The 22,047-nt window shown below is 71.4% G+C and carries 18 protein-coding genes; 8 read left to right on the forward strand and 10 right to left on the reverse strand.

The window, feature by feature from the left end; all coding sequences use genetic code 11:
- The first annotated feature begins 11 nt into the window (after positions 1-11).
- The 5 genes from ACIA5C_RS33115 to ACIA5C_RS33135 all read left to right on the forward strand — a co-directional run bounded on the left by ACIA5C_RS33115 (position 12) and on the right by ACIA5C_RS33135 (position 6,200).
- Complete coding sequence (locus ACIA5C_RS33115) at positions 12-1,688, forward strand: acyclic terpene utilization AtuA family protein (protein ID WP_396062024.1); 1,677 nt, start codon at positions 12-14, stop codon at positions 1,686-1,688.
- On the forward strand, positions 1,685-1,840 hold the full coding sequence (locus ACIA5C_RS33120; RefSeq protein WP_396062026.1) for a hypothetical protein: 156 nt from the start codon (positions 1,685-1,687) through the stop codon (positions 1,838-1,840). The genes ACIA5C_RS33115 and ACIA5C_RS33120 overlap by 4 nt, the downstream gene beginning before the upstream one ends.
- A gap of 59 nt (positions 1,841-1,899) precedes the next feature.
- Positions 1,900-3,432: an acyl-CoA carboxylase subunit beta gene (locus tag ACIA5C_RS33125; protein WP_396062288.1), complete on the forward strand. Its 1,533-nt coding sequence runs from the start codon at positions 1,900-1,902 to the stop codon at positions 3,430-3,432.
- Between the two features lie 7 nt (positions 3,433-3,439).
- Positions 3,440-5,404 (forward strand): biotin carboxylase N-terminal domain-containing protein, encoded by a 1,965-nt coding sequence (locus tag ACIA5C_RS33130; protein ID WP_396062028.1) that lies wholly within the window; start codon positions 3,440-3,442, stop codon positions 5,402-5,404.
- Positions 5,405-5,579: 175 nt separating this feature from the next.
- Positions 5,580-6,200: a TetR/AcrR family transcriptional regulator gene (locus tag ACIA5C_RS33135; protein WP_396062030.1), complete on the forward strand. Its 621-nt coding sequence runs from the start codon at positions 5,580-5,582 to the stop codon at positions 6,198-6,200.
- An 83-nt stretch (positions 6,201-6,283) separates the two neighbouring features.
- Here ACIA5C_RS33135 and ACIA5C_RS33140 read toward each other — a convergent pair whose 3' ends face one another.
- The 5 genes from ACIA5C_RS33140 to ACIA5C_RS33160 all read right to left on the reverse strand — a co-directional run bounded on the left by ACIA5C_RS33140 (position 6,284) and on the right by ACIA5C_RS33160 (position 13,419).
- Positions 6,284-8,050 (reverse strand): ABC transporter ATP-binding protein, encoded by a 1,767-nt coding sequence (locus ACIA5C_RS33140; protein ID WP_396062032.1) that lies wholly within the window; start codon positions 8,048-8,050, stop codon positions 6,284-6,286.
- Positions 8,047-9,756 carry an ABC transporter ATP-binding protein gene (locus tag ACIA5C_RS33145; protein ID WP_396062034.1) on the reverse strand — a complete coding sequence of 570 codons (1,710 nt, stop codon included), beginning with the start codon at positions 9,754-9,756 and terminating at the stop codon, positions 8,047-8,049. Before ACIA5C_RS33145 ends, ACIA5C_RS33140 begins: the two co-directional genes overlap by 4 nt.
- A gap of 150 nt (positions 9,757-9,906) precedes the next feature.
- The gene (locus tag ACIA5C_RS33150) at positions 9,907-10,356 is read right to left on the reverse strand and encodes an MSMEG_6728 family protein (protein ID WP_396062036.1); all 450 of its coding nucleotides are present in this window, start codon (positions 10,354-10,356) and stop codon (positions 9,907-9,909) included.
- A 29-nt stretch (positions 10,357-10,385) separates the two neighbouring features.
- Positions 10,386-11,792 carry an aminotransferase class V-fold PLP-dependent enzyme gene (locus ACIA5C_RS33155; protein ID WP_396062038.1) on the reverse strand — a complete coding sequence of 469 codons (1,407 nt, stop codon included), beginning with the start codon at positions 11,790-11,792 and terminating at the stop codon, positions 10,386-10,388.
- Positions 11,785-13,419, reverse strand: coding sequence for an ATP-binding cassette domain-containing protein (locus ACIA5C_RS33160; RefSeq protein WP_396062040.1), 1,635 nt, complete (start codon positions 13,417-13,419; stop codon positions 11,785-11,787). Before ACIA5C_RS33160 ends, ACIA5C_RS33155 begins: the two co-directional genes overlap by 8 nt.
- Positions 13,420-13,531: 112 nt before the next feature.
- Between ACIA5C_RS33160 and ACIA5C_RS33165 the strand changes: the two genes are divergently transcribed.
- Positions 13,532-14,230, forward strand: a complete 699-nt coding sequence (locus ACIA5C_RS33165; protein WP_396062042.1) for a DivIVA domain-containing protein — start codon at positions 13,532-13,534, stop codon at positions 14,228-14,230.
- A gap of 38 nt (positions 14,231-14,268) precedes the next feature.
- Here the strand turns inward: ACIA5C_RS33165 and ACIA5C_RS33170 are convergent, their stop codons facing one another.
- From ACIA5C_RS33170 to ACIA5C_RS33185, 4 genes are all read right to left on the reverse strand, one after another.
- Entirely contained in the window at positions 14,269-15,708 is a 1,440-nt protein-coding gene (locus ACIA5C_RS33170) for a glycoside hydrolase family 6 protein (RefSeq protein ID WP_396062044.1), read from the reverse strand.
- A 1,227-nt stretch (positions 15,709-16,935) separates the two neighbouring features.
- Positions 16,936-17,592, reverse strand: a complete 657-nt coding sequence (locus ACIA5C_RS33175; protein WP_396062046.1) for a DUF3455 domain-containing protein — start codon at positions 17,590-17,592, stop codon at positions 16,936-16,938.
- A 174-nt stretch (positions 17,593-17,766) separates the two neighbouring features.
- Positions 17,767-18,135 carry a hypothetical protein gene (locus ACIA5C_RS33180; protein ID WP_396062048.1) on the reverse strand — a complete coding sequence of 123 codons (369 nt, stop codon included), beginning with the start codon at positions 18,133-18,135 and terminating at the stop codon, positions 17,767-17,769.
- Positions 18,132-19,622 (reverse strand): hypothetical protein, encoded by a 1,491-nt coding sequence (locus ACIA5C_RS33185; RefSeq protein WP_396062050.1) that lies wholly within the window; start codon positions 19,620-19,622, stop codon positions 18,132-18,134. Before ACIA5C_RS33185 ends, ACIA5C_RS33180 begins: the two co-directional genes overlap by 4 nt.
- A gap of 72 nt (positions 19,623-19,694) precedes the next feature.
- Here ACIA5C_RS33185 and ACIA5C_RS33190 point away from each other — a divergent pair, with 72 nt between their 5' ends.
- Positions 19,695-20,921 carry a hypothetical protein gene (locus ACIA5C_RS33190; RefSeq protein WP_396062052.1) on the forward strand — a complete coding sequence of 409 codons (1,227 nt, stop codon included), beginning with the start codon at positions 19,695-19,697 and terminating at the stop codon, positions 20,919-20,921.
- Positions 20,921-21,493: a hypothetical protein gene (locus ACIA5C_RS33195; protein ID WP_396062054.1), complete on the forward strand. Its 573-nt coding sequence runs from the start codon at positions 20,921-20,923 to the stop codon at positions 21,491-21,493. The genes ACIA5C_RS33190 and ACIA5C_RS33195 overlap by 1 nt, the downstream gene beginning before the upstream one ends.
- Here ACIA5C_RS33195 and ACIA5C_RS33200 read toward each other — a convergent pair.
- Positions 21,477-21,950, reverse strand: a complete 474-nt coding sequence (locus ACIA5C_RS33200; protein WP_396062056.1) for a prepilin-type N-terminal cleavage/methylation domain-containing protein — start codon at positions 21,948-21,950, stop codon at positions 21,477-21,479. The two genes, ACIA5C_RS33195 and ACIA5C_RS33200, sit on opposite strands and share 17 nt — an antisense overlap.
- Positions 21,951-22,047: the final 97 nt, after the last annotated feature.

The raw sequence follows: 22,047 nt of genomic DNA on the forward strand, positions 1-22,047 counted from the left end.
GGGTTTGCCCCATGAGTTTTCGCGTCGGCAACTGCTCGGGCTTCTACGGCGACCGCCTGAGCGCCATGCGCGAGATGCTCGAGGGCGGCGACCTCGACGTGCTCACCGGCGACTACCTGGCCGAGCTGACCATGCTGATCCTCGGCCGCGACCGGGACAGGGACCCCGACGCCGGTTATGCGAAGACGTTCCTGGCCCAGCTCAAGGACTGCCTGGCCCTGACCCTCTCCAAACACGTCAAGATCGTCAGCAACGCCGGCGGGGTCAATCCGGCCGGTCTCGTCAAAGCCATCCGGTCAATCCACGCCGAAGCCAACATCGCGCTGGTCCGCGGCGACGAGCTCGGCGTTGGCGCGCACGCCTACCTGGGCGCTTTCGGCATCGCCGAGGCCCTGCGGCACGGCGCCGACGTGGTGATCACCGGCCGCGTCACCGACGCGTCGCTGGTCGTCGGCCCGGCGATCGCCCACTTCGGCTGGTCCCGCACCGACTACGACGCCCTGGCCGGAGCCACGGTCGCCGGCCATCTGCTGGAGTGCGGCACTCAGTCGACCGGCGGCAACTACGCCTTCTTCCGGGAGATCGCCGACCCGCTGCACCCCGGCTTCCCGCTGGCCGAGATCGAGCCCGACGGCAGCAGCGTCATCACCAAACATCCGGGCACCGGCGGCGCGGTCACGATCGGCACGGTGACGGCCCAGCTGGTCTACGAGATCGGCGACGCCCGCTATGCGGGCCCCGACGTGACAACCCGGCTGGACACGGTCGGTCTTTCGGCCGCCGGCCCCGATCGGGTCCGGGTCTCGGGCGTACGCGGTGAGCCCCCTCCCCCCGACCTCAAGGTCTCGCGCACCGCCGTCGCAGGTTTCCGCAACGAGCTGACGGTCGTGCTGACCGGCCTCGACATCGACGCCAAGGCGGAACTGTTCCGGCGCCAGTTCGAAGCCGCCACCGTGGTCGCGCCGTCCACCGTGGACTGGACTCTGACCCGGCTCGACCGCCCCGACGCCCCGACCGAACACCAAGCGTCCGCCCTGCTCACCGTCGTGGCCCGCGATCCCGATGAGCGTGTAGCCGGCCGCGCGTTCGTCAACCCGGCGATCGAGCTCGCCCTGGGTTCCTACCCAGGCTTCTTCGCCACCACCCCACCCGGCCGCGCCCAGCCCTACGGCGTCTTCAAAGCCGGCTTCGTGCCCCAGCCGGCCGTCACGCACGAGGCCGTTCTCGCCGACGGGCAGGTGTTTCCGATCCCCCCGCCGCAGGCGACTCAGCCCCTCCAACCGCTGACCGGCGTGGCCCCGCGGCCGACGCCCGTCGCCGACGAAACCGGCATCGCCGTGCCAGCGCGGCGGGTGCCACTCGGGACCATCGTCGGGGCGCGGTCGGGAGACAAGGGCGGCAGCGCCAACGTGGGACTGTGGACGCGCGGTGACGACGCGTACGCCTGGTTGGCCGCGAGTGTCACCGAGCGCGAGATCCGCGCCCTGCTCCCGGAGGCCGTCGGCCTTCCGGTCACCATCACCTACCTGCCGAATCTCCGGGCGATCAACGTGGTGATCGACGGGCTGCTCGGCGAGGGCGTGGCCTACAACGCGCGCTTCGACCCGCAGGCCAAAGGCCTCGGCGAATGGTTGCGCTCCCGGCTGGTCGACATCCCCGAATCGCTGCTCAAGGAGGTCACCGCGTGACCGCCACCCTCGACCACCGTCGCAGCACCCTCACCGTCCCGCCCGACACCCCAGATCACCGCCTCAACGCGGCCGCCCAGCACCGGCCCGGTTCCGCCGGGCAGTGCGGGCGTGGCGCGCTGCGCGCCGGCCTCTTCCAGGAGCGAGCATGACCATTTTGCGGTCCATGTTGGACGCCTCGTCCGAAGAGGCGCAGGCGGCACGGAAGGCGATGCTGGAGGCGCTCGATCAGATCGCCACCGAGAGCGCTCGGGCGGCGGCCGGCGGGGGCGAGAAGGCCACTGCCCGGCACCACGCGCGGGGCAAGCTGACCGCCCGCGAGCGGATCGAACTGCTGCTCGACCGGGATGCGCCGTTCCTGGAGCTGGGCGCGCTGGCCGGGTACGGCACGGACTTCGCGGTCGGTGGCAGCGTCGTGGCGGGCATCGGGGTGGTCAGCGGAGTCGAGTGCCTGCTGGTCGCCAACGACCCCACGGTCAAGGGCGGGGCCAGCAACCCGTGGTCGCTGCGGAAGACGCTGCGGATGCACGAGATCGCGCTGGCCAACCGGCTGCCGGTGATCTCGCTGGTGGAGTCGGGCGGTGCCGACCTGCCGACGCAGAAAGAGGTGTTCATCCCGGGCGGGGCGGTCTTCCGCAACCTGACGCGCCTGTCGGCCAAGGGGATCCCGACGGTGGCGCTGGTGTTCGGCAACTCGACCGCGGGCGGCGCCTACCTGCCGGGGATGAGCGACTACGTGGTGATGATCGAGAAGCGGTCGAAGGTGTTTCTGGCCGGACCGCCGCTCGTGAAGGCGGCCACCGGGGAGGAGTCGGACGACGAGTCGCTCGGCGGCGCGGAGATGCACGCGCGGGTCTCGGGCCTGGCCGACTTCCTCGCCGCGGACGAGCCGGACGCGATCCGGATCGGGCGCCGCATAGTAAGACGGCTCAACTGGCAGAAGAAGGGCGCCCGACCGGCCGAGGTGCGGCCGCCGCGCTATGCCGCGGACGACCTGCTGGCGATCGTGCCGCCGGGGCTGAAGGCGCCCTTCGACCCGCGCGAGGTCATCGCCCGGATCGTCGACGACAGCGACTTCGACGAGGTGAAACCCCTCTACGGCAGTTCGCTCGTCACCGGCTGGGCGCAGCTTCACGGCTACCCGATCGGCGTGCTGGCCAACGCGCAGGGCGTCCTGTTCAGCGAGGAGTCGCAGAAGGCGGCCCAGTTCATCCAGCTGGCCAACCGCTCCGACACTCCCCTGTTGTTCCTGCACAACACGACCGGCTACATGGTCGGCAAGGAGTACGAGCAGAACGGCATCATCAAACACGGCTCGATGATGATCAACGCGGTGTCCAACTCGACCGTGCCGCACCTGTCGGTGCTGCTCGGGAACTCGTACGGGGCCGGGCACTACGGGATGTGCGGGCGAGCGTACGAGCCGCGGTTCGTCTTCGCCTGGCCGAGCGCCCGGTCGGCGGTGATGGGCGCGCAGCAGCTGGCCGACGTGACCTACATGGTGTCGAAGGCGTCGGCGCTGGCCCAGAACAAGCCCTTCGACGAGGACGGCGCCCAGGTCGTACGGCAGATGATCGAGCAGCAGATCGAGGCCGAGGCCATGCCGATGGTCCTGTCCGGTCTCGTCTACGACGACGGCATCATCGACCCGCGCGACACCCGCGACGTGCTCGGCGTCGCGCTCTCCGCGATACACACCGCGCCGGTCGAGGGCACCGGCACCTTCGGCGTCTTCCGGATGTGAGGGTTCGATGATCGCTTTCACCAGCGTGCTCGTGGCCAACCGGGGCGAGATCGCCCGGCGGGTCTTCGCGACGTGCCGCCGGCGTGGCCTGGCGACCGTCGCCGTCTTCTCCGATCCGGACGCCGGGGCACCGCACGTGCTCGACGCCGACAGCGCGGTCCGGTTGCCGGGCTCCTCGGCGGCCGACACCTACCTGCGCGGCGACCTGATCATCGGGGCCGCGCTCCGAGCCGGCGCCGACGCGATTCATCCGGGCTACGGGTTCCTCTCGGAGAACGCCGACTTCGCCCAGGCGGTGATCGATGCCGGACTGGCGTGGATCGGGCCGCCCCCGTCGGCGATCCAGTCGATGGGCTCGAAGATCGAGTCGAAGTGCCTCATGGCGGCCGCCGGAGTCCCGGTGCTGGAACGACTCGACCCCACGATGGTGACCGAAGACGATCTGCCGCTCCTCGTGAAGGCGTCGGCCGGGGGCGGCGGGCGCGGCATGCGGGTGGTCCACGACCTTGCGGCACTGCCCGAGGCCGTCGCGTCGGCGGAGCGGGAGGCGGCGGCCGCGTTCGGCGACCCGGCGGTGTTCTGCGAGCGCTACCTCGAGGACGGCCACCACGTCGAGGTCCAGGTCATGGCCGACGCCCACGGCACGGTGTGGGCGCTCGGCGAACGCGAGTGTTCCCTGCAGCGCCGCCACCAGAAAGTGATCGAAGAGGCACCCTCGCCGCTTGTCGACCACCTCGGCGGTGACCTGCGGTCGCGCCTGCTCGCCGCGGGCCGCGACGCCGCGGCCGCGGTCGGCTACCAGGGCGCGGGCACGGTCGAGTTCCTCGCCGACGACAAGGGCGGCTTCTGGTTCCTCGAGATGAACACCCGCCTCCAGGTCGAGCACCCGGTCACCGAGGCCGTGACCGGGACTGATCTGGTCGGGCTTCAGCTCGACGTGGCCTCCGGTGCGCCGCTGACCGGCCCCGAGCCGACGATGACCGGCCACGCGATCGAGGCCCGCCTCTACGCCGAGTCGCCGCTCGACGATTGGCGACCCCGAACCGGCAAGGTGATCACTTTCGACATCCCGGCGGCCACGTCCCGCTTCGCGGGCCCTCCGCTTCCGGGTGTACGCGTCGACGCCGGCATCGCCGACGGCACCGAGGTCGGCGTCCACTACGACGCGATGCTTGCCAAAGTCATCGCGTACGGGAAAAGCCGCGAGGCCGTGGCGCGGCAGCTCGCCGGAGCCCTGCGGCGCTCGCGCGTGCACGGCGTGCCGACCAACCGTGACCTGCTCGTCGTGAGCCTGCTGCACCCCGATTTCCTGGCCGGCACCGCCGGCACCGGCTTCTATGCGGCCCATCCGCCGGCGGCGCTGCTCGCCGCGCCCGGCCTCGATCCGGACGTCGCGGCGATCGTCGCCGCACTGGCCGACGTGGCGCACGAGCGCAGTTCGCTGCTTCCCGGCCTCCGGAGCGGCTTCCGATCAATTCCGGCCGGCTACCAGAGCCGGGCCTACGCCGCCGGGGAGCGCTCGATCGAGGTCCGCTACCGGTTCGAGCGGGACGGGGTGGCCATCGAGGGGCACGACGGCATCTCGGCGGTGTCGTTCGACGCTACTTCGGTGCTGCTGTCCTCGGACGGGGTGCAGCGATCGTTCTCGGTCACGCGCTTCGACGATCGGGTCGTGGTCGACGGTCCGCTCGGATCGGTCGAGCTCACGGTGATCCCCCGGTTCGTCGACCCGGCGGCGGCGCTGCCCGCGGGGGCCTTGATCGCGCCGATGCCCGGTACGGTCGTGCGCATCGCGGCTTCGGTTGGCACAACGGTGACGACTGGCCAGCCGTTGCTCTGGCTGGAGGCGATGAAGATGGAGCACGTCGTGCGGGCCCCGGCGTCGGGCGTGCTGACGTCGCTGCCGGTCGAGGTGGGCCGGCAGGTCGCCCAGGGGACTCCGCTGGCGGTGGTGGATGGCAACGAAGCCTGACCGCAGCCCGACCGACACCGCGCCCGCGGAAGCTGCCCGGTCCACCGCGCGGCCGCCTGCCGACGGTGCTCGGCCTGCCGGGCCATCACCCGCCGAGGGCACCGGGTCCACCAGGCCGTCACCTGCCGACGGGGCGAGGTCGGCCGGGCCGTCCACCCGGTCTTCCGCGCGTCTCGTGGGCGAATTCAACTTCCCGGCGGCCGGGGCGGCGGGCGGCCCGAAGCAGGATCGGAGCCGGGCGACGCGGCTGCGGCTGCTGGAGACGACGATCCGGTGCCTGGCGACGCACGGCTGGGAGGTGTCGACGGTCGGGTTCATCGCTGCTGAGGCCGGGATCAGCCGGGGTGCCGTGCAACATCACTACCGCACCCGGGAGGACCTGATCCTGGGTGCGCTGGAGCACATGTTCGCCTCCCGGGTCGCCGTGCTCGACGCCCTGCCCGAGCCGCCGGGCAGCGGGCCCGCGCGGGTGCACGCCGTCGTCGCCGACCTGGTCGAGGCGGTCGGCGGGGAGCTGTTCCGGGCGGCGCTGCAGGTGTGGACGGTCGCGGCGGCCGACCCCGAACTGCGCGACGCCGTGGTGCCGCTGGAGAAGCATTTCGCCCGCGAGGTGCACCGGCGGGCGGTGCGGCTACTCCGGGCCGACGACGGCGACCCGGAGACGCGCGGCCTCATCCAGGCCACCCTCGACCTGGCCCGGGGCCTCGCCCTGGCCGACGTCCTGACCGACGACTCCCGCCGGCGGGCCCGCGTGGTGCGCGCCTGGTCGGCCCAGCTGGCGACCGCGCTCGCGTAGGCCTCACACCGTCGGCGCGGGGCGCTACCCGCGGCCCGGACCGCCACCCGCCGGCCCGGACCGCCACCCGCCGGCACGGAGCGCTACCCGTAGGCGCGGGCTTGCAGGCTGAACAGTTCGGCGTAGAGGCCGCGCGTGGACATCAGCTCTCCGTGCGTACCGTGTTCGGCCAGTTTTCCCTGGTCGAGGACGACAATGAGGTCGGCCATGCCCACGGTGGAGAAGCGGTGGGAGATGAGCACCGTGATGCCTCCGTCGTCTCGGCCTACGCGGCCGGCCGAGGAGGCGTAGCGCTCGAACAGGTCGTGTTCGGCCGCGGCGTCCAGGGCCGCGGCCGGCTCGTCGAGGATCAGCAGCAGCGGATGCCGGCGCATCAGGGTGCGGGCCAGGCCCACCGTCTGCCACTGGCCGCCGGACAACTCTGTGCCGTCGGCGTAGGCGTGACCCACGTAGCCGTTCAGACCGCCGGGGACCGTGCGCACCACCCGCTCCGCTCGGGCGCCTTCCACGGCCGCGCCGACCGCCGACGGGTCGCCGTTGCGGGTGATGTCGCCGTGCCCGATGCTCTCGCCGAGGGTCAGCTCGATGTGGTGGAAATCCTGGAACAGCGTGGCGACGCGGGAGCGCCAGCGGGCGGGGTCGATTGCGGTCAGGTCCTCGCCGTCGACCAGGATCCGTCCGCCGGTCGGTTGGTAGAGGCCGCACAGCAGCTTGACCAGAGTGGATTTGCCCGCCCCGTTCTCTCCGACCAGGGCCACCACCGACCCGGCCGGGATGTGCAGCGAGACCTCGGACAGCACGGGCCGTTCCGCGCCGGGGTAGGTGAACGACACGTCTTCGAGCGTGATCCCGCGGGCCGGCTTCCCGGGAACCGCGACGTCGGTCGCCGCCGGAGCGACTTCCGACAGCGTCCGCAATTCGCGGATCCGGTCGGTTGTCCGGCCCGCGATCTGCAGTAGTGACAGCACCCCGAGGAAGCCGGCGACCTGCACGCTCACCTGGACCGCGAGGGTGATGACCAGGACCATGTCGCCCACCGAGGCGTCCCGGTGCAGCTCCAGCACGACCGCGCCGCCGTAGCCGATTGCGAAGAACCCTTGGCCAAACGCCCGGTACACCGCCGCTCTGAGCTGGGCGCGCCACATCGCGGCGGTCACGTCGTCCCAGGCTTCGCCTCGGCGCCGGAGGATCTCGTGCCCGGCGCCGGACAGCCGCAGCTCCCGGACCGGCCCGGTGCTGGTCGCGAGTTCGAGGAGGTGCTTGGCGAGCCGGAGGCGCTCGGCCGTCCGTTCCCGGGCGTCTTCCACCGTGGACTGCGCCTTGCGCTCGAGCAGCACCGGCACCGCCGCGCACAGCGGCAGCACCGCGAACAGCGGGCTGACCAGCGCGAGCAGGACGACGGTGACGGTCATCTGCAGGAGCAGGCCGGCGAGTTGCAGCACCCCTTCCAGCGACCGGGTGGTGGCGAACAGGCTGTCGCGGATCAGGTCCACCTTGTTCGCGACGTCGGGACGGTCCAGGTGTTCGATCCGGGGCGGCCCGTTCACCAGGTCCATCAGCTCGCCCCGCAGCCGCATCTCCTGGCCTTCCGATATCCGGGCGAGATCGAGGTGGCAGAAGTGGCCGAGCATGATCTGCGCGACGAGCGCCACCGAGGCGAGCACCGCCGCCGCCAGAGCCGGCCCGGCGCGATGGCCCAGTACGGCGTCGGTGAAGTCGCGCAGGGCCAGGGCGGCCACCGGCGCGGCGACGTAGAGGGCGAGCGCGAGCACCGTCGCGCGCAGCAGGCCGACCGCGTCCACCCGCAGGCCCAGGGCGTACAGGAAGCGCACCGCGCGGAACATCCTCATGCGAACCTCCGTGCCTGCAACTCGAACAGTTCCGCGTACTGGCCGCCCTCGGCCATGAGTTCCTCGTGGCTGCCCTGCTCGCTGACCTGCCCGCCGTCGAGGACCACGATCCGGTCGGCGCGCCGCACCGTGGAGAACCGGTGCGAGATGACGACCGTGGTCAGCCCGCGGGTGAGTTCCAGGAACCGGTCGTAGAACGCGACCTCGGCGCGCACGTCCAGCTGAGCGGTCGGCTCGTCCAGGACGAGCACCGAAGCGCCCGCCTGCACGGCGAACAGGGCGCGGGCCAGGGCGATCCGCTGCCACTGCCCGCCCGACAGATCGACGCCGCCGGAGTAGCGGCTGGACAGCACCGTCGCGAGCCCGTCCGGCAGCGCCGCGATCACCTCGGCGGCGCCCGCCCACTCGATGGCCCGGCGCAGCGCCGCCGGGTCCCCCATGTGCGCGGGTGCGCCGAGCCCGATGTTGGCCGCGGCGTCGAGTTCGTAGCGGGCGTAGTCCTGGAAGATCACGGCCAGGCCGCCGCTGTCCACGCTGATCTGCCCGGCGGTCGGCTCGTACAGGCCCGACAGGAGCTTGACCAGGGTGGTCTTTCCGGCGCCGTTCAGGCCGACGATCGCGGTCGACGTGCCGGCCGGGAACTGGAGGTCGAGCTCGTGCAGCACGAGGCGGCTGCTGCCCGGGTAGCGGAAGCTCACCTTCTCGAACGCGATGCCGCCGGCCACGGGCACCGGTCCGGCGGCCGGCGGTCCGGCGAGCCGTTCGATCTGAAGCATCGCCTCGTATGCGCGCATGCCCTCCTGCGTCTGCGGGTCGGCTTCCGGGAAGTACACGCCGAACCGCAGCGGGATGAGGATCGCCTGCAGGCCCAGGGACAGGCCCAGCACGCCGAGCCCGCCGCGGCCGACGGTGTCGCGCAGCATGACCAGTACGGTCAGGGCGCCCGCCAGCACCACCACGCTGTACCCGGTGAACGGCGCCAGGCGGATCCGGCGGCGGGCGAGCCACAGTGGCCGCAGGTACGCATCGGCCTCCCGGTCACCGCGTTCCCGCCACCACGGCAGCGTGCCCAGCACCCGGATCTCCTTGGCCGCGGCCGGCGAACTGCCGGTGTCGAAAACGTAGTGGGTCTTGCGCCGGGCCGCCGCGGTCCGGCTCCTGAGCACCGAGTACCGGGTCTGCGCACCGCGCTCGCCGAACCGGGCGACCAGCGCCGCCGCCGTGATCACCAGTGCCGCCACCGGCCCGAGCAGCACCCCGGTGATCGCCACGCCGCCGGCGAGCTGCGCGTACCGGGCGACCAGTGCGATCAGCCCCGCGACGGCGGCACCGGGGGTGGCGGAGTACTCGACGAGGCCTCGGCGGGCATCGGCCATCCGGTCCAGGACGTCCGGATCTTCCAGCCGGTCGAAGGGCACCTCGGTGAGGGTGGCCCGCATGAGCCTGCGGGCGCACGCCTCGTCCACCCGCCGGCTGATCAGCTCGGTGAACGCGGCCTGGAACGGCGACAGGACGGCCTGCAGCAGCAGCGCGACCGCGGCCGGCAGAATCGCGGCCCAGATCCCGGCGACCGCCACGCTGGTGCCGATCACGAAACCGAGCGGTAGCAGGCCGATCAGCAGGTTGAGCGTGATGGCAACGACGGTGACCCGGCCGGCCACGGGCAGCAGCCGGACGATCGACCGCCAACTGGACGATGAAGACATTGTTCCCCTGGTCAGGCAGACGCGACAGGACACCGGTCCGGCGGTACGCCCTGCACTGACCCCAGCGGGGCAGGCAATGAGGCCGCGGTTACAGCAACCGCGGGACCGCCGCTAAGCGGCGGCGAAAGTGGGGGAACCCATGACGTCACCCTACCGGTCCGAGACCGGCCAGACGTACGCGAGGTCGTCCGGCACCTCGGTGAACAGCGCCCGGTAGTGGTCGGGGTCCTTGCGCAGCAGCGCCGACCGGTGGCTGCGGTGCACGTCGGGATCGCCGAGCCAGGGCGGCACCTCGCCGGCTTCGGCCAATTCCGCCTGGGTGCGAACGGCGTCGGTGCCGAGATCGGTCACCAGGGTCTTCGCGCACGTGTCGGCCCGGCCGGTCGCGCACCAGACGCCGCAGATGTCGAGCCCGTACCGGACCAGCGCCTCCTCGTACCCGCGCCACATCTTCGCCGCCGGGTGGTGGCGCCAGCCGTACGTGGGAAGCGTGATCGCCCGCAGCACCTGGATCGCCTCGACGCGCTGCTTGCCGAGCCGCCGCGCGTCGAGCACCGCCGCGCTGGCGAGGAAGTCCGGGTACGGGAGAAATGTCTGCACCCGCCGCTAGTTCCCGGAGGCGCCGGTAACTAACAGCGCAGCCGTGGGGCCAGGCCGTCGGAGGACGTACGGCGGTCACGGTACGTGTTTTCCAGGAAGTCGAGCAGCCGCTGCACGTCACCGTACGTGGAGGCGAGGCCGAGCGAGACCCGGATCGCTCCGGCGGTGGGAAGGCCCAGCATGGCGAGGTAGTCGTCCACCGTGCGTACGCCCCAGCGCCGCGACCCCCGGAGCCGGCGCCGCCCGATCTCGAATGCGCCCTCCCCGGCTCCGGGGTTGCAGAAGCACCCCGTGCGCAGCGTGATGCCGGCCGCGGCCGCTTCCCCGGCGACCAGCCGCTCGTCGACGATCTCGCCGTCCGGGCCGAGCAGGTTGAACGCGACCGTGCCGCCCCGGCCGACGACGTCGGGCGGCCCGTAGACGCGGACCAGCGGGTGGCCGTTGGCGTGCTTGAGCCGGGCCAGCGAGTCGAGCAGCCAGCCGGTCAGGTCGTGCACGCGCGACCGGATCAGGTCGGGGCCGACGCTTTCCAGCCAGTTCAGACCGAATTCGAGGTCGGGGATGCTGAGGAAGTTGAGCGTGCCGTCCTCGAACGCGGTCTCGTCGGTGGCGAGTTCGTGCCATTCGGTGCCGACGCTGACCGCGGTGATCGTGCCGCCGGCGAACCACGGCCGCCGGAGCCGGGGCAGGGCGTCCCGGCGGGCGACCAGGCAGCCGACGCCGGTCGGGTAGCCGAGCACCTTGTACCAGCTGATCGGGACGAAGTCGGGTTTGACGGAGTCGAGGTCGAGCCGGTTCGTCGGCAGGAACGCGGCCACGTCGAGGAGCACGTCGTAGCCCGACTTGCGGGCTTTTTCCACCCACGTCAGGGGATGTTGGACACCAGTGAAGTTGCTCTGCGCGGGAAAGGCGAACAAGCCCCTTTTCCGGCGGAGCGCATCCTCCACCACCTTGTCCGAAGTACGGAGATGAGGCGGCTCAAGCGGCAGATATCGGCGCCTCGAGCCGCCCCGCCGCGCGAACTCCCGGATCCCGTTGACCGAATTGTGGTTGTCGAAGGTCATGACCAGATCGCGCCCGCGCCCGAACCGATAGGACTCCCCGACCAGACGGCAGGCCGCCGACGCATTCGCCGTGAAGATCACCGCATATTCGTCGGCCGGCGCATTCAGGAAACGCAGCACGGCCCTCCGGGCCGATTCCACCAGGCCGGTCGAGGCGGCGGAGGCCGGGTTCTCCGAATGCGGATTTCCGTACGCCCGTCCGCGCACCCGCTCGTAATGCGCCCGCAACTGGGACTCGGCATAAACACCGGCCCCGGTGTAATCCAGGTAGACCTCGCCGTTCGTGTCGAGATGGGCGTACTCGGTCGCGCGCAGTTCGTCGATGCGCGAGGTCGCCGCATAGCCCGGGTACCGGGCCAGGAACTCATCCACGCGGGCACCGCCTCCGCAGCACCAGCAGCGCCCCGCCGAGGAAAACCACGGTCATCCCGGCCAGGATCACCCAGTCGACCCCGGTCGCCCGGTCGAAGCTGGCCCCGTACGAGGTCAACAGCGGCGGCCCGAGCGGCGAACCCCCGTCCCGCCACAGCGCCGGCAGCCCGGCGTCGTGCCCGAGCGCCTCGAACGACCACCGGTTCGACATCGCATAGCTGATCCAGCGGCCGACCGGCGCCATCACCGGCACCGGCAGGATCGCCCCCACGAACAGCACCTGCGGAAAGCACAACATCGGCAGCAGCAGCGTCGCCTGGGCCACATCGGACACGCTGGCCGAGCAGAGAAGGCCGAGCGCCAGCGCGCAGGCGGAGGCGAGGAACGCGGTCAGATAGAGCCCGGCGAAATCGCGGGCCGGCAGCCGGTCGAGCGCGCGGAGCACCGTCAGCAACAGCAGATCGGCGAGCGCCAGCGGCGGCATCAGCAACGCGACCTTGGCCACCAGATAGGCACCGAGGCCGACGCCGCCGAACACCTCGCGGCGCAGGATCGGCAGTTCGGCGCAGATCTGCAGAAGGCCGTAGGTGAGCCCGAAGAAAAAGACGCCGAACGCGATCCAGAACAGAATCATCACCGTGGTGGCCGGGTCGGGATGCCGGAAATCGAACGCGCCCGCCCGGAACAACATCAGGAACATCGCCAGGATGACCAGCGGCGACCCGACCAGGATGGCCAGCGTGAGTCGATTCGCCCGCAGGATCGCGACGTTACGCGCGGTCAGCAGCGCGGCCTGCCGCAGGGCGCCGGGCGGCCTCGGGCGCACCGGCGCCGAAACCGCCGCGGGCGATGGGAGCGGCGCTTCGAAAGCCGGCGCCCCGGCGAGCAGGCCGTAGATGTCGGCCACGTCACCGGCCCCGAAATGCGACAGGGCTCCCGACGGCGTACCGGCAAAGACCAGGCGCCCTCCGGGCGCAAGAACCACGACGGTGTCACATCGGGCGACATCCGCCGGGTTGTGCGTCGTCAGGATCACCGGTACGCCGTCCGCTGCGACCCGCCCCAGCAGGCTCAGCAGCTCCGTCGCCGCCGCCGGATCAAGCCCCGACGTCGGCTCGTCCAGGAACAACGCCCGCGGCCGCGCCAGCAACTCGACCGCGATGCTGGCCCGCTTGTGCTCCCCGCCGCTGAGCGACCCGACCCGGGTGCCGGCCCGGCCGGCCAGCCCCAGCACGTCCAGCACCTCGGCGACCCGGCGGTCCACCTCCTCCCGCGTCGTCGCCGCGGGCAGGCGCAACCGGGCCGCGTACCGCAGGGTGCGGGCCAGCGGCAGCTGCTGGTGAATGATGTCGTCCTGCGGCACGTAACCGACCGCGTCGTCGGGCGCCGGCCGCTCGTCGTGCCGCACCGAGCCCGAGACCGGCGGTCGCATTCCGGACAACGCGTCGAGCAGAGTCGTTTTTCCCGCGCCGCTCGCCCCGATAATTGCTACCAGTTCACCCGGGCGAACGGAGAGTGACACATCGTCGAGGGTGCGCCGACCGCCCCGCACCACCTGCGTCAGGCCCCTGGCCTCGATTAACAGCCCGGGTCGCACCGCGGCCCGCGAATCGTCCACAACCGCCACGCGGCCACGATACCGGTCAATATCAACCCGTGGTGATCACGCCGGGCGCGCGCCCACAGGGTGGTTGCGTAGGATTCATGGCCGCACGCAAACGACGGGAACGAGGAGCACCATGCCGCTCACTCCGGCTGACATCCACAACATGGCCTTCAAGAAGCCGCCGATCGGCAAGCGTGGCTATGACGAGGAAGAGGTCGACGCCTTCCTCGACGAGGTCGAGCAGGAGCTCATCCGACTGCTCGAGGAGAACGGCGCGCTCCGCGACACGATGCAGCGCGGCGGCGGGGGCGGTGGCGGCGGCAGCGCGGCCTCGACAATGGTGCTGACCGGCGAATTCGCCAGCCTGGTCGGCGAGCTCGAGCGGCTGCAGGAGGCCCGCGACCGGGCCGAGGCCAACGCCCGCAACATGCAGGCCCAGCTCGAACGGGCGCGCTCCGAGTCGCGGTCCCAGTCCGGCGCGATGCCCAGCATCGGCGACGACGACCGCAACGCCCGCGTGCTGCAGATGGCTCAGCGCACCGCCGACGACCACATGCGCGACGCGGAGCGCGAGGTCGAGGCCCTGATCTCGCAGGCCCGCTCCAAGGCCGAGCAGATCACCAGCGAAGCCGCCCTCAAGGCGGGCACGATCGAGAGCGACGCCCGGCGCACCCACTCCGAGGCGATCGCCAGCATCAGCGCCAAGCGGGCCGCCCTGCTCGACGAGATCGACCGGCTGGGCCAGCTCGCGCAGAGCTACCACGCGGCGCTCAACAGCCACGTCACCCAGCAGTTGCAGGAGCTCAACAGCGTCCCCGACGCCCCGCACTGATTTCGTCGCCCGGGCCCGACGGGCCCGGGCGCCTTTCGTCATGAACAGGTGAGCGCCGGTACGGACGAGCTGCCGCCGTTGGCGATGAAGCCGAACTGGGTGCTGCCATGGGCCGCGAGCGACCCGTTCCAGGTGGCGTTGCGTGCCGTGACCGCCGCGCCGCTGGTGGTCAGCGTGGTGCTCCAGGACTGGGTGATGCTCTGGCCGCTCGGGAGCGTCCAGGAAACCGTCCAGCTGCCGATCGACGAGTTACCCGCGGTGACCGTCACCTGGGCTTGGAAGCCGCCCTGCCATGAGCTGGTGACCTGGTAGCTGGCCTGGCAGGCCCCTTGGTTGTCGCCCGGCGGGCTCGTCGGGGCCGTCGTGGGCGGAGTGGTCGGGGCCGTCGTGGGCGGAGTGGTCGGGGCCGTCGTAGGCGGAGTGGTCGGGGCCGTCGTCGGCGGGGTCGTCGGGGCCGTCGTCGGCGGGGTCGTCGGCGGGTTGGGGGCGCCGTTGGCCAGGCTGTAGGCGAGGTCGGGCTGGAACGAGCCGGCCGCGTACTTGCAGCCGTCCGCCTCCCCCGGCGGCTTCACCCAGAGATAGGCGTCGACGTTGGAGTCGTTGGTCGCCGTGGTCGGGTACTGCCCGATCCGCCGATCCGTGTTGTCGTCGCCGCACCAGTCGCCGCTGGCCCCGCCGTTCCGGCTGGTGTCGATGATCTGGTGCTTGTTCGCGATGCCCTGCCCGGCCAGCGCGCTGCTGATCGACCGCCCGTACGCGGCCTCACCGCTGGTCGGGTTGAAGTTCGACACGTTGGTGAAGAACCCGTCGGCGTCCGCCACGCCCGCCGCGGCCAGCCGGTTGGCCTGCTCCCCGGCGCTGTTCCAGGTCGAGTGCCCGGCGTCCAGGTAGACCTTGGTGTTGGGGTTGGCCGCCTTCAGCGTGCGGGTGGCCGAGTGCAGCGCCTGGTTCCGCGCGCTGAGGTCACTGGCACTGAGGCACGTCTGCAGCGCGATCGAGTCCGGCTCCAGCGCCACGATCACGGTCTGGCTGCCCAGCCCCTTGGCGATGTTGCCGATCCACGTCTGGTAGGTCGCGAGGTCGGGCGCGCCGCCCGCGCTGGCGCCGCCGCAGTCCCGGTTGGTGATGCCGTAGACCACCAGCGCCGGAATCTGCCCGGCGCTCTCGGCGGCGCCGACATAGGCCGAGACGTCCGCCTGCACGGTGCCGACGTTGAACGACGACACCCAGTGCGCAGACGGCTGACTGACAATCTTGTCCCGGATGACCGCCGCCCGGGAATCGTTGGGGTTGGCCGCCACCCACCGGGCCGCGGCCGTATCGGGATCGCGGTAAAGCGCGCCGCTGAGGGTCCCGGCACTGGCGACTCCGGTGGTGAACCAGACCGCCCCGGCCGCGACGATCGCGGCCGCCGAACCCGCAACGACAGGAACCAGTCTGCGGCGCGTACGTGAATGGGGAGAGGGGGATGAAGACACGGGCCTTCCTTCCGGTGACGAGGGAGGGTGCCGCTGTGTGGGAGCGCTCCCACGCCGTAAGCCACGGCTGACGCATCCACAACTCACGATGTATTGAGTCGGCGGCGTCCGCCGCCCGGCAAATCCCCGCCCCGATGCCCCACTTTCGGCACGCCTCCAAACCGGCGAAGCCATCGCCGCACGGCTCGCCGCTTCCCAAGCGCACGTTGCCCGCCATTCCGGCGCGGCTCGCCGCCTTACGAGCGCGCTGGGCCTGCTATCCCCGCGCGGGGCTCGCCGCCTTACGAGCGCGCTGGGCCTGCTATCCCCGCGCGGGGCTCGCCGCCTTTCGAGCGCTCTGTGCCTGCCACCGCGGCATAGCTCGCCGCCTTGCGGGCCCGCTGCGCCTGTTATCCCAGCACGACTCGCCGCCCTTCGAAACTCTGCGCCGCTATTTGCCGCGCGACTCGCCAGCCCACACCGTCCGACGTGGCGCCGTGCCGGCCCACCCGACGTAGGGCGCCCGCAGCGGGCGGGTCACCGTCCCCCCACCCGTTACTGGGTGGGTGCTTAGCCAAGCAGACCCCGCCGACATTTCTCAGCCGTTGTCCACAGTCGGTAGGACGTCGCAGGTGGCATGCATGAGGCCAAGCACTACCTCCCTGGCATCCTAGGATCCTGGGTTGATAGCGGCGATCGAGGATGCCAAGGGCACCGCAGCAGCCCGGCCCGCCCACATCCGGCGTGCCGATCGAGCCGCGTGAACATGCCGAAACCGATAGACCGGCGGCTCGTCTGTTGGCGCGGCCTCGGGACAGCAAGGGCTGACACGTAACCGGGGCCGGGCCGCTGAGCAACCTCAGCGTGCCCGGCCTCGTTCAATCCCCCGTGAGCGTTCCCCCGCGGCGACCTTAGCGGCGTTCCCCCATGGCACTTCCCGTCGACGCTCCCCGCAGCATTTCGGTCAGCGTTCCCCGTGCCGCTGCCAGGCCGCTCTCCCCCGTGAGCTTCCGGGCCGGCCTACCGACAAAGCAGCCCGCCCGACCAGACCAGACCAGACCGGCCTCCCCACGAGACCGGGTCAGCCTCCCGGCAGGACGACGCCGAGTTTCCCGGCAAACCGGCCCCGGTTTCCCGGCAAACCGGCCCCGGTTTCCCGACAAAACCAGGCCCGGCTTCCCGGCAAACAAGGCTGAGCTACCCGACAAGACCGGGCCGACCTCCCGACAAGGCCGGCCGGAAGTCACATCAGGCGGTCGGCGCGTCCCAGAAGACGTAGACGGCCTTGTACGGCACCTTGACGACCTGGCCGTCCGTGCAGCTTCCGGCCGGGGCCACGCCTCCCGAGGTGTACAGGCGGTTGATGTAGTCGGCGTTCGTCAGGATGCCGCTGCCCGAGTGGGTTACCACCTTGAGCAGCAGCTCCGGGATGGTGCCGGCCCGGTCGTTCTGGCCGGCCTTAGTGGCCGTGACGAGCGAGTTGTCGCGCAGGGACTGCCAGCTCGGCCCGGCGAAGTGGTGGATCCGGCCGCCGGTGCCGATGAGCTGCGCCTCCGGGACCGAGCTGGCGGTGTAGCCACCCGTTGTCGCTCCCGTGGGCACGACGCAGGTGTAGTTCTGGGTGCCGGCCGTGACCACGTAGGCCCCGATCGGCTTGGAACCGGTCGGCGGCTTGATCGCGGCGGGGATGCCGGGGATCGGCACCGCCCGGGCGTCCGGCCCGGCCGGGGCCGGGGCGGCGAAGCCCGACGACGCGGCCGGAGCGCCGACTTCGGCGGCCGACGCCGAGTAGGTCACGGCGGCGACGCCCCCGGCGACGACCGCCATGCCGGCCACCGCGAGAGCGCGCACGCGGGACCGCTTGGTGTTGAACATGAAATCCCCCCACATACCGATGGTGGGCACCGCGCCCACCGATCGGTCACACGGGGGGCCGCGAAACATCGATCAGCGTTACCGTCCAGTAAGGCCTTTTGTCCATTCCGGATTGCACGATCGTGCCGTTCGTTCCGGCTATTCGATCCAGTTCGATTGTTATTCGATAAACGCGCCGACGTGGATATGTAATGCATCCACCGGCTAGCCGGTCACGTCGAACGGCAACAGCAGGTCTTCCCGCGGCATACCGCGCGGCGTGATCGCCAGTCTCAGTTCCCACGGCCCGGTCGTCATCAGATGCACCGCCGACACCGTGTAGTGCCCTCCCCCGGCCGCCGTCGCCGCCACCTGCGGCGTCGCGTACCCCATCAGCGGCATGCTGGCCTGCGCCAGTATGAAGGCGCCGGGAGCCGCCGAGATGTCGAGATCGGTCGTGCCGAGCCGCGGCGACACGATCGTCACCGTCACCGAAGGGGCATGCAGCACCAACGGCCCGGGCGGTGACGGCCACACGAGCCAGCCGATCACCGCGAGCAGGACCGCACCGGCCAGGGCCGGAAGAGCCTTCACCCGGTCACCTCCAGCACCGCCGGCACGGTCAGGATCCGGTAGTCACGCTCCGCCTGCATCCACAGCAGATAGCGCCCGGGACTGCCGAACGTGAAGGTGAACGAGAGGGACGGTCCGTAGGCGGCGACGGTCTCGTCGGCCGCGCTGTCACCGTTCACCGGCATCAGGCCGCCCATCGACTGATCGCCGGACGACGACATGCCGGGCATGTTCATCCCCGGGGTCAGGTCGCCCATCGAGTGCGCGTGTGCCCACACCGGCGCCCGCTGCGCCGCCGGACCGACCGGCACCCCCGCCGGGACCGGCCCGACCACGATCAGATGGCCGAGCATCCCCAGCCACGGCTGCAGGGTCGCGCTGGTGCCGAAACCGACGGTCAGCGTCACGGCCGCCCCGGCCACATTGCCGGAGGCCAGCACGGAGACCGGCACCCCGGAGACCGTCGTGGTCACCCGCCGACCGGCGGTCACGCTGATTTTTTCGTACGCGGGTGGGCCGCCCGGAGAAGCAGCGTCCGCGTCGAACCCGTCGGCCGCCCGCACCAGCTGCACGCCACCTCCGCGCCGTTCCAGCTCGGCCGACAGTGCATAGTGCCCGTTCGCCGGGGGAACGAAATGCACCCGGTACTCCCCCGGCGCGACCCGGATCGGGTGCAGATGCCACAGCTCGCCGTCCGGCCCGACGATCAGCAGGTGGATCAGGGCCTGGTCGTGCACGACCAGGTCGTCGACCGGCAGCCCGGTCGAGGCGTCGGTCAGCCGCAACGACAGGTCGTCGCCCGGCCGGCGCGACACCGTCACCAGCACCGGTGGCCGCGAGTAGTCGGCGATCAGCGGACGGCTCAGAGTGTACGGATCCTCGGCGTTACCGACCGTCGCGTCGGTCTGCAGGCCCGGCTGCGGCGGCAACGGCAGCGACGCCGACAGCACCGCCCCGGTGACCGCGACGGCCAGTCCCGCGACGAGCCCCGCCCCGGGCAGCAGCACCCAGCCGGCGCGGCGCACCCGCACCGCGACCACGATCGCGACCAGCAGGAACATCCCCGCGGCCAGGAACCCGCCGTAGATCGCCTTCTCGGCCGGCGACACCGCCTGCCCGGTCACCACGAACGGCACCCGGGCCGTCCGCTCGCCGTCGCTCACGGCCAGCTCCCACGGCCCGGCCCGGGACACGTGCACGGTCGCCCCGTAACTGCCGGGAGCACCGTCGAGTGCCAGTGTCGCGCTGCTTGCGGGCGTACCCCCGGAAGCGGGAGTCAGGGTGAGCGTGAGCGAACCGCCCGCCGTGCCCGCGTGCGTGATCGCCTCGACCCGCAGCGGACCGGGCACCGAGGTGACCCGGCGCAGGATCAGCGTGAGCTCGCGGTCGCCGAGCGTCTGGGCGACCGCGACGTCCCCGCCCGGCGCAGCGCTGTCGGCCGCCGCCGGCACCGCGGGAAGGAGCAGCAACATCACGAGTGCCGCCGTCAGCCAACGAAGTCTTGTCATCGGAACCGATGCTAGGCAAACGACTCGGCGGGCGACCGCCTAGGCTCGAACCTCTACAGGAGGGAGTCCGTCGTGGACCTGCCGCTCAGCCGGGGCGCGTCCGTCACGAGCCGGGCCGCGCCGGTCACCGCGAGCGTGCGGACGGCACAGACCGGCGCCTGGTCGGTGCTGGCCGGCACGCTGATCACGCTGTTCGGCCTGGGCTGGGACATCCAGTGGCACGTCGAGGTCGGTCCGGACACGTTCTTCACGCTGTCGCACCTCGCGCTCTATTCGGGCAGCGCGATCGCCGGCATCGGCAGCCTCACGATGGTGCTTCTTTCTACCGCGGCCCAGCGGGCCGGTCGCGGTTTCCCGCCGTACGCCGGTGGGCCGCCGATCCGCGTCTTCTCCGGCGCGTTCCACGCCCCGCTCGGCTACCTGATCTCGGGTTCGGGTGCGGCGCTGTTCCTGCTCTACGGCCTGCTCGACCTGTGGTGGCACTCGATCTACGGCTTCGACGCCGTGCTCAACACGCCGTCGCACGTCGCGCTCTTCCTGGCCGTCTCGATCACCATGACCGGCAGCGTCGTGGTGTGTGCCGCGGCGCGCGATCAGCGCTGGGGCCGGGCCGGGTTCCTGCTCGCCGTGCCGATCCTGATCATTTTCGGCCCGATCGCGTTCAACGGGCTGAGCCAGGTGCCGCTGCCGATCGACCCGGTGCTGCTCGGCATCATCCTCTGCGCGCCGACCCTGCTGATCATGTCGGCCGCGCTGCTGGGCCCCGGGACGGCGATCCGGATCGCGGTCGTGCTCGAGGTTCTGCAGGGCATCCTCTGGTGGTTCTCGCCGTGGGCGGCCGAGGCGTACGCCCGGGCGGTCGGCCTGCCGCTGCGCGACGTGGTCTCGGCCGCGCCGCCGGTGCTGCCGAGCACGATCCCGATGTTCCTGATCGTCGCCGCGGTGATCACCGAGGGGTTCTTCGCGCTCGCCCGCTCCGGCCGCCTGCGCCCGGTGTGGCTGATGGTGCTCGCCGGGGCGGTTGCCGGGTTCGTGGTCGGCGGCGGCCTGGCCCTGCAGACCATCCTGACCGACCCGACGCAGCATCTGTCCGGCACCGACGTGCTGTCGCTGATGCTGCTCGGCCTGATCCTCGGCCCGCTCACCGGCTACCTGGGCTGCCGCTTCGCGGTGATGCTGCGCGCGCCGTCCGTACCGGAAGGGGCCGGGACCGCGTCGCACGCGGTTCCGGCCCCGCCTTCCCCGGGTGCCGTCGCCGGGCCCGAGCCCGCCGGTGCCGGCACCGTGGAGGAAAACTGATGAGGTTCGCTGTCGCGGCCCGCCGGGCCGCCGCCGCCCTGGTGGCGGTGGTCGCCACCCTGGCCGTGGCCACGCCGGCCCTGGCCTACCCGCCGGTCGACATCGTCCACACCGAGCAGGTCACCGCCGGTCCCTATCATCTGACCGTCGGCTTCTCGACCTGGCCGGTCCGGGCGATGCGGTCGCTCGACTTCACCTTCATGCCGGACGGCGGCATCGCCGGGAAATCGGGCTACCTGACGATCGGCGGCCCGGCCACCGGGGACGACGGGCGCCGCTCGCACCTCGTGCGGCACCCCCGCAAGCGGGACGCCTGGGGGCTGGACGTCCGGGCCCTCGACCATCCCGGCACCTACTCGTTCGGTTTCGCGATCGACGGGCCGCAGGGCCACGGAGAGGGGACGCTGGCTGGCGTCGAGGTGCTCAGCCAGCCCGGTCCGCCGCTGGCGATCAGTTGGACGGTCGGGTCGCTGCCCGGAATCGCCCTGATCGTGCTGATCGCCGTCGCGTGGCGGCGGACCCGGCCGGCCAAGCAGCCGCTGTTCGCCCAGGGCGTCAGACGCACTTCGTGATGTCCGCGACCGCCGTCGCCGCGGCGGCGACCGAGCCACCGTTGGCGCTGTTGTAGACGTACCACTTGCCGCTGCCGCCCGTGTTGGTGCCACAGAGCTTGTAGGTGCCGTCGGTGTTGTTGACGAACCCGAGCTGGGTCTTGTCGGACATGGTCGCGGTCTGCGTGCTGGTACCCGAGCCGATCTTCAGCACGAGCCCGGTCTTCGGGTCGGTGGTGTTGCTGACCGAGTCCGGGAGGGTGTTGCCGTTGTCGGTGTAGAACTGCTCGACCGCGCTGACCGCGCCACGCACGTCCGACTGGGCCGACTTGTCGGCCGCGCCCTTGCGGTAGTTCAGGTACACCGGCACGGCGATCGCGACCAGGACGCCGATGATGACCACGACGACAAGGAGCTCGATGAGGGTGAAGCCCTCGTCGTTCTTCTTCGTGCGGAGCCGGTTGATGACCTCGTGCATGGGGGTGCCTCCGTTTGAGCGTCCGCGGTGGGGAATTCCGCCTTACGCAGGGTTAATCGGAGCGCCGCGCCGGAACTTGAGCAGTTCTGCTCCGGTT

It is taken from the genome of Actinoplanes sp. NPDC051343, assembly GCF_044455125.1.
Classification (GTDB): domain Bacteria; phylum Actinomycetota; class Actinomycetes; order Mycobacteriales; family Micromonosporaceae; genus Actinoplanes.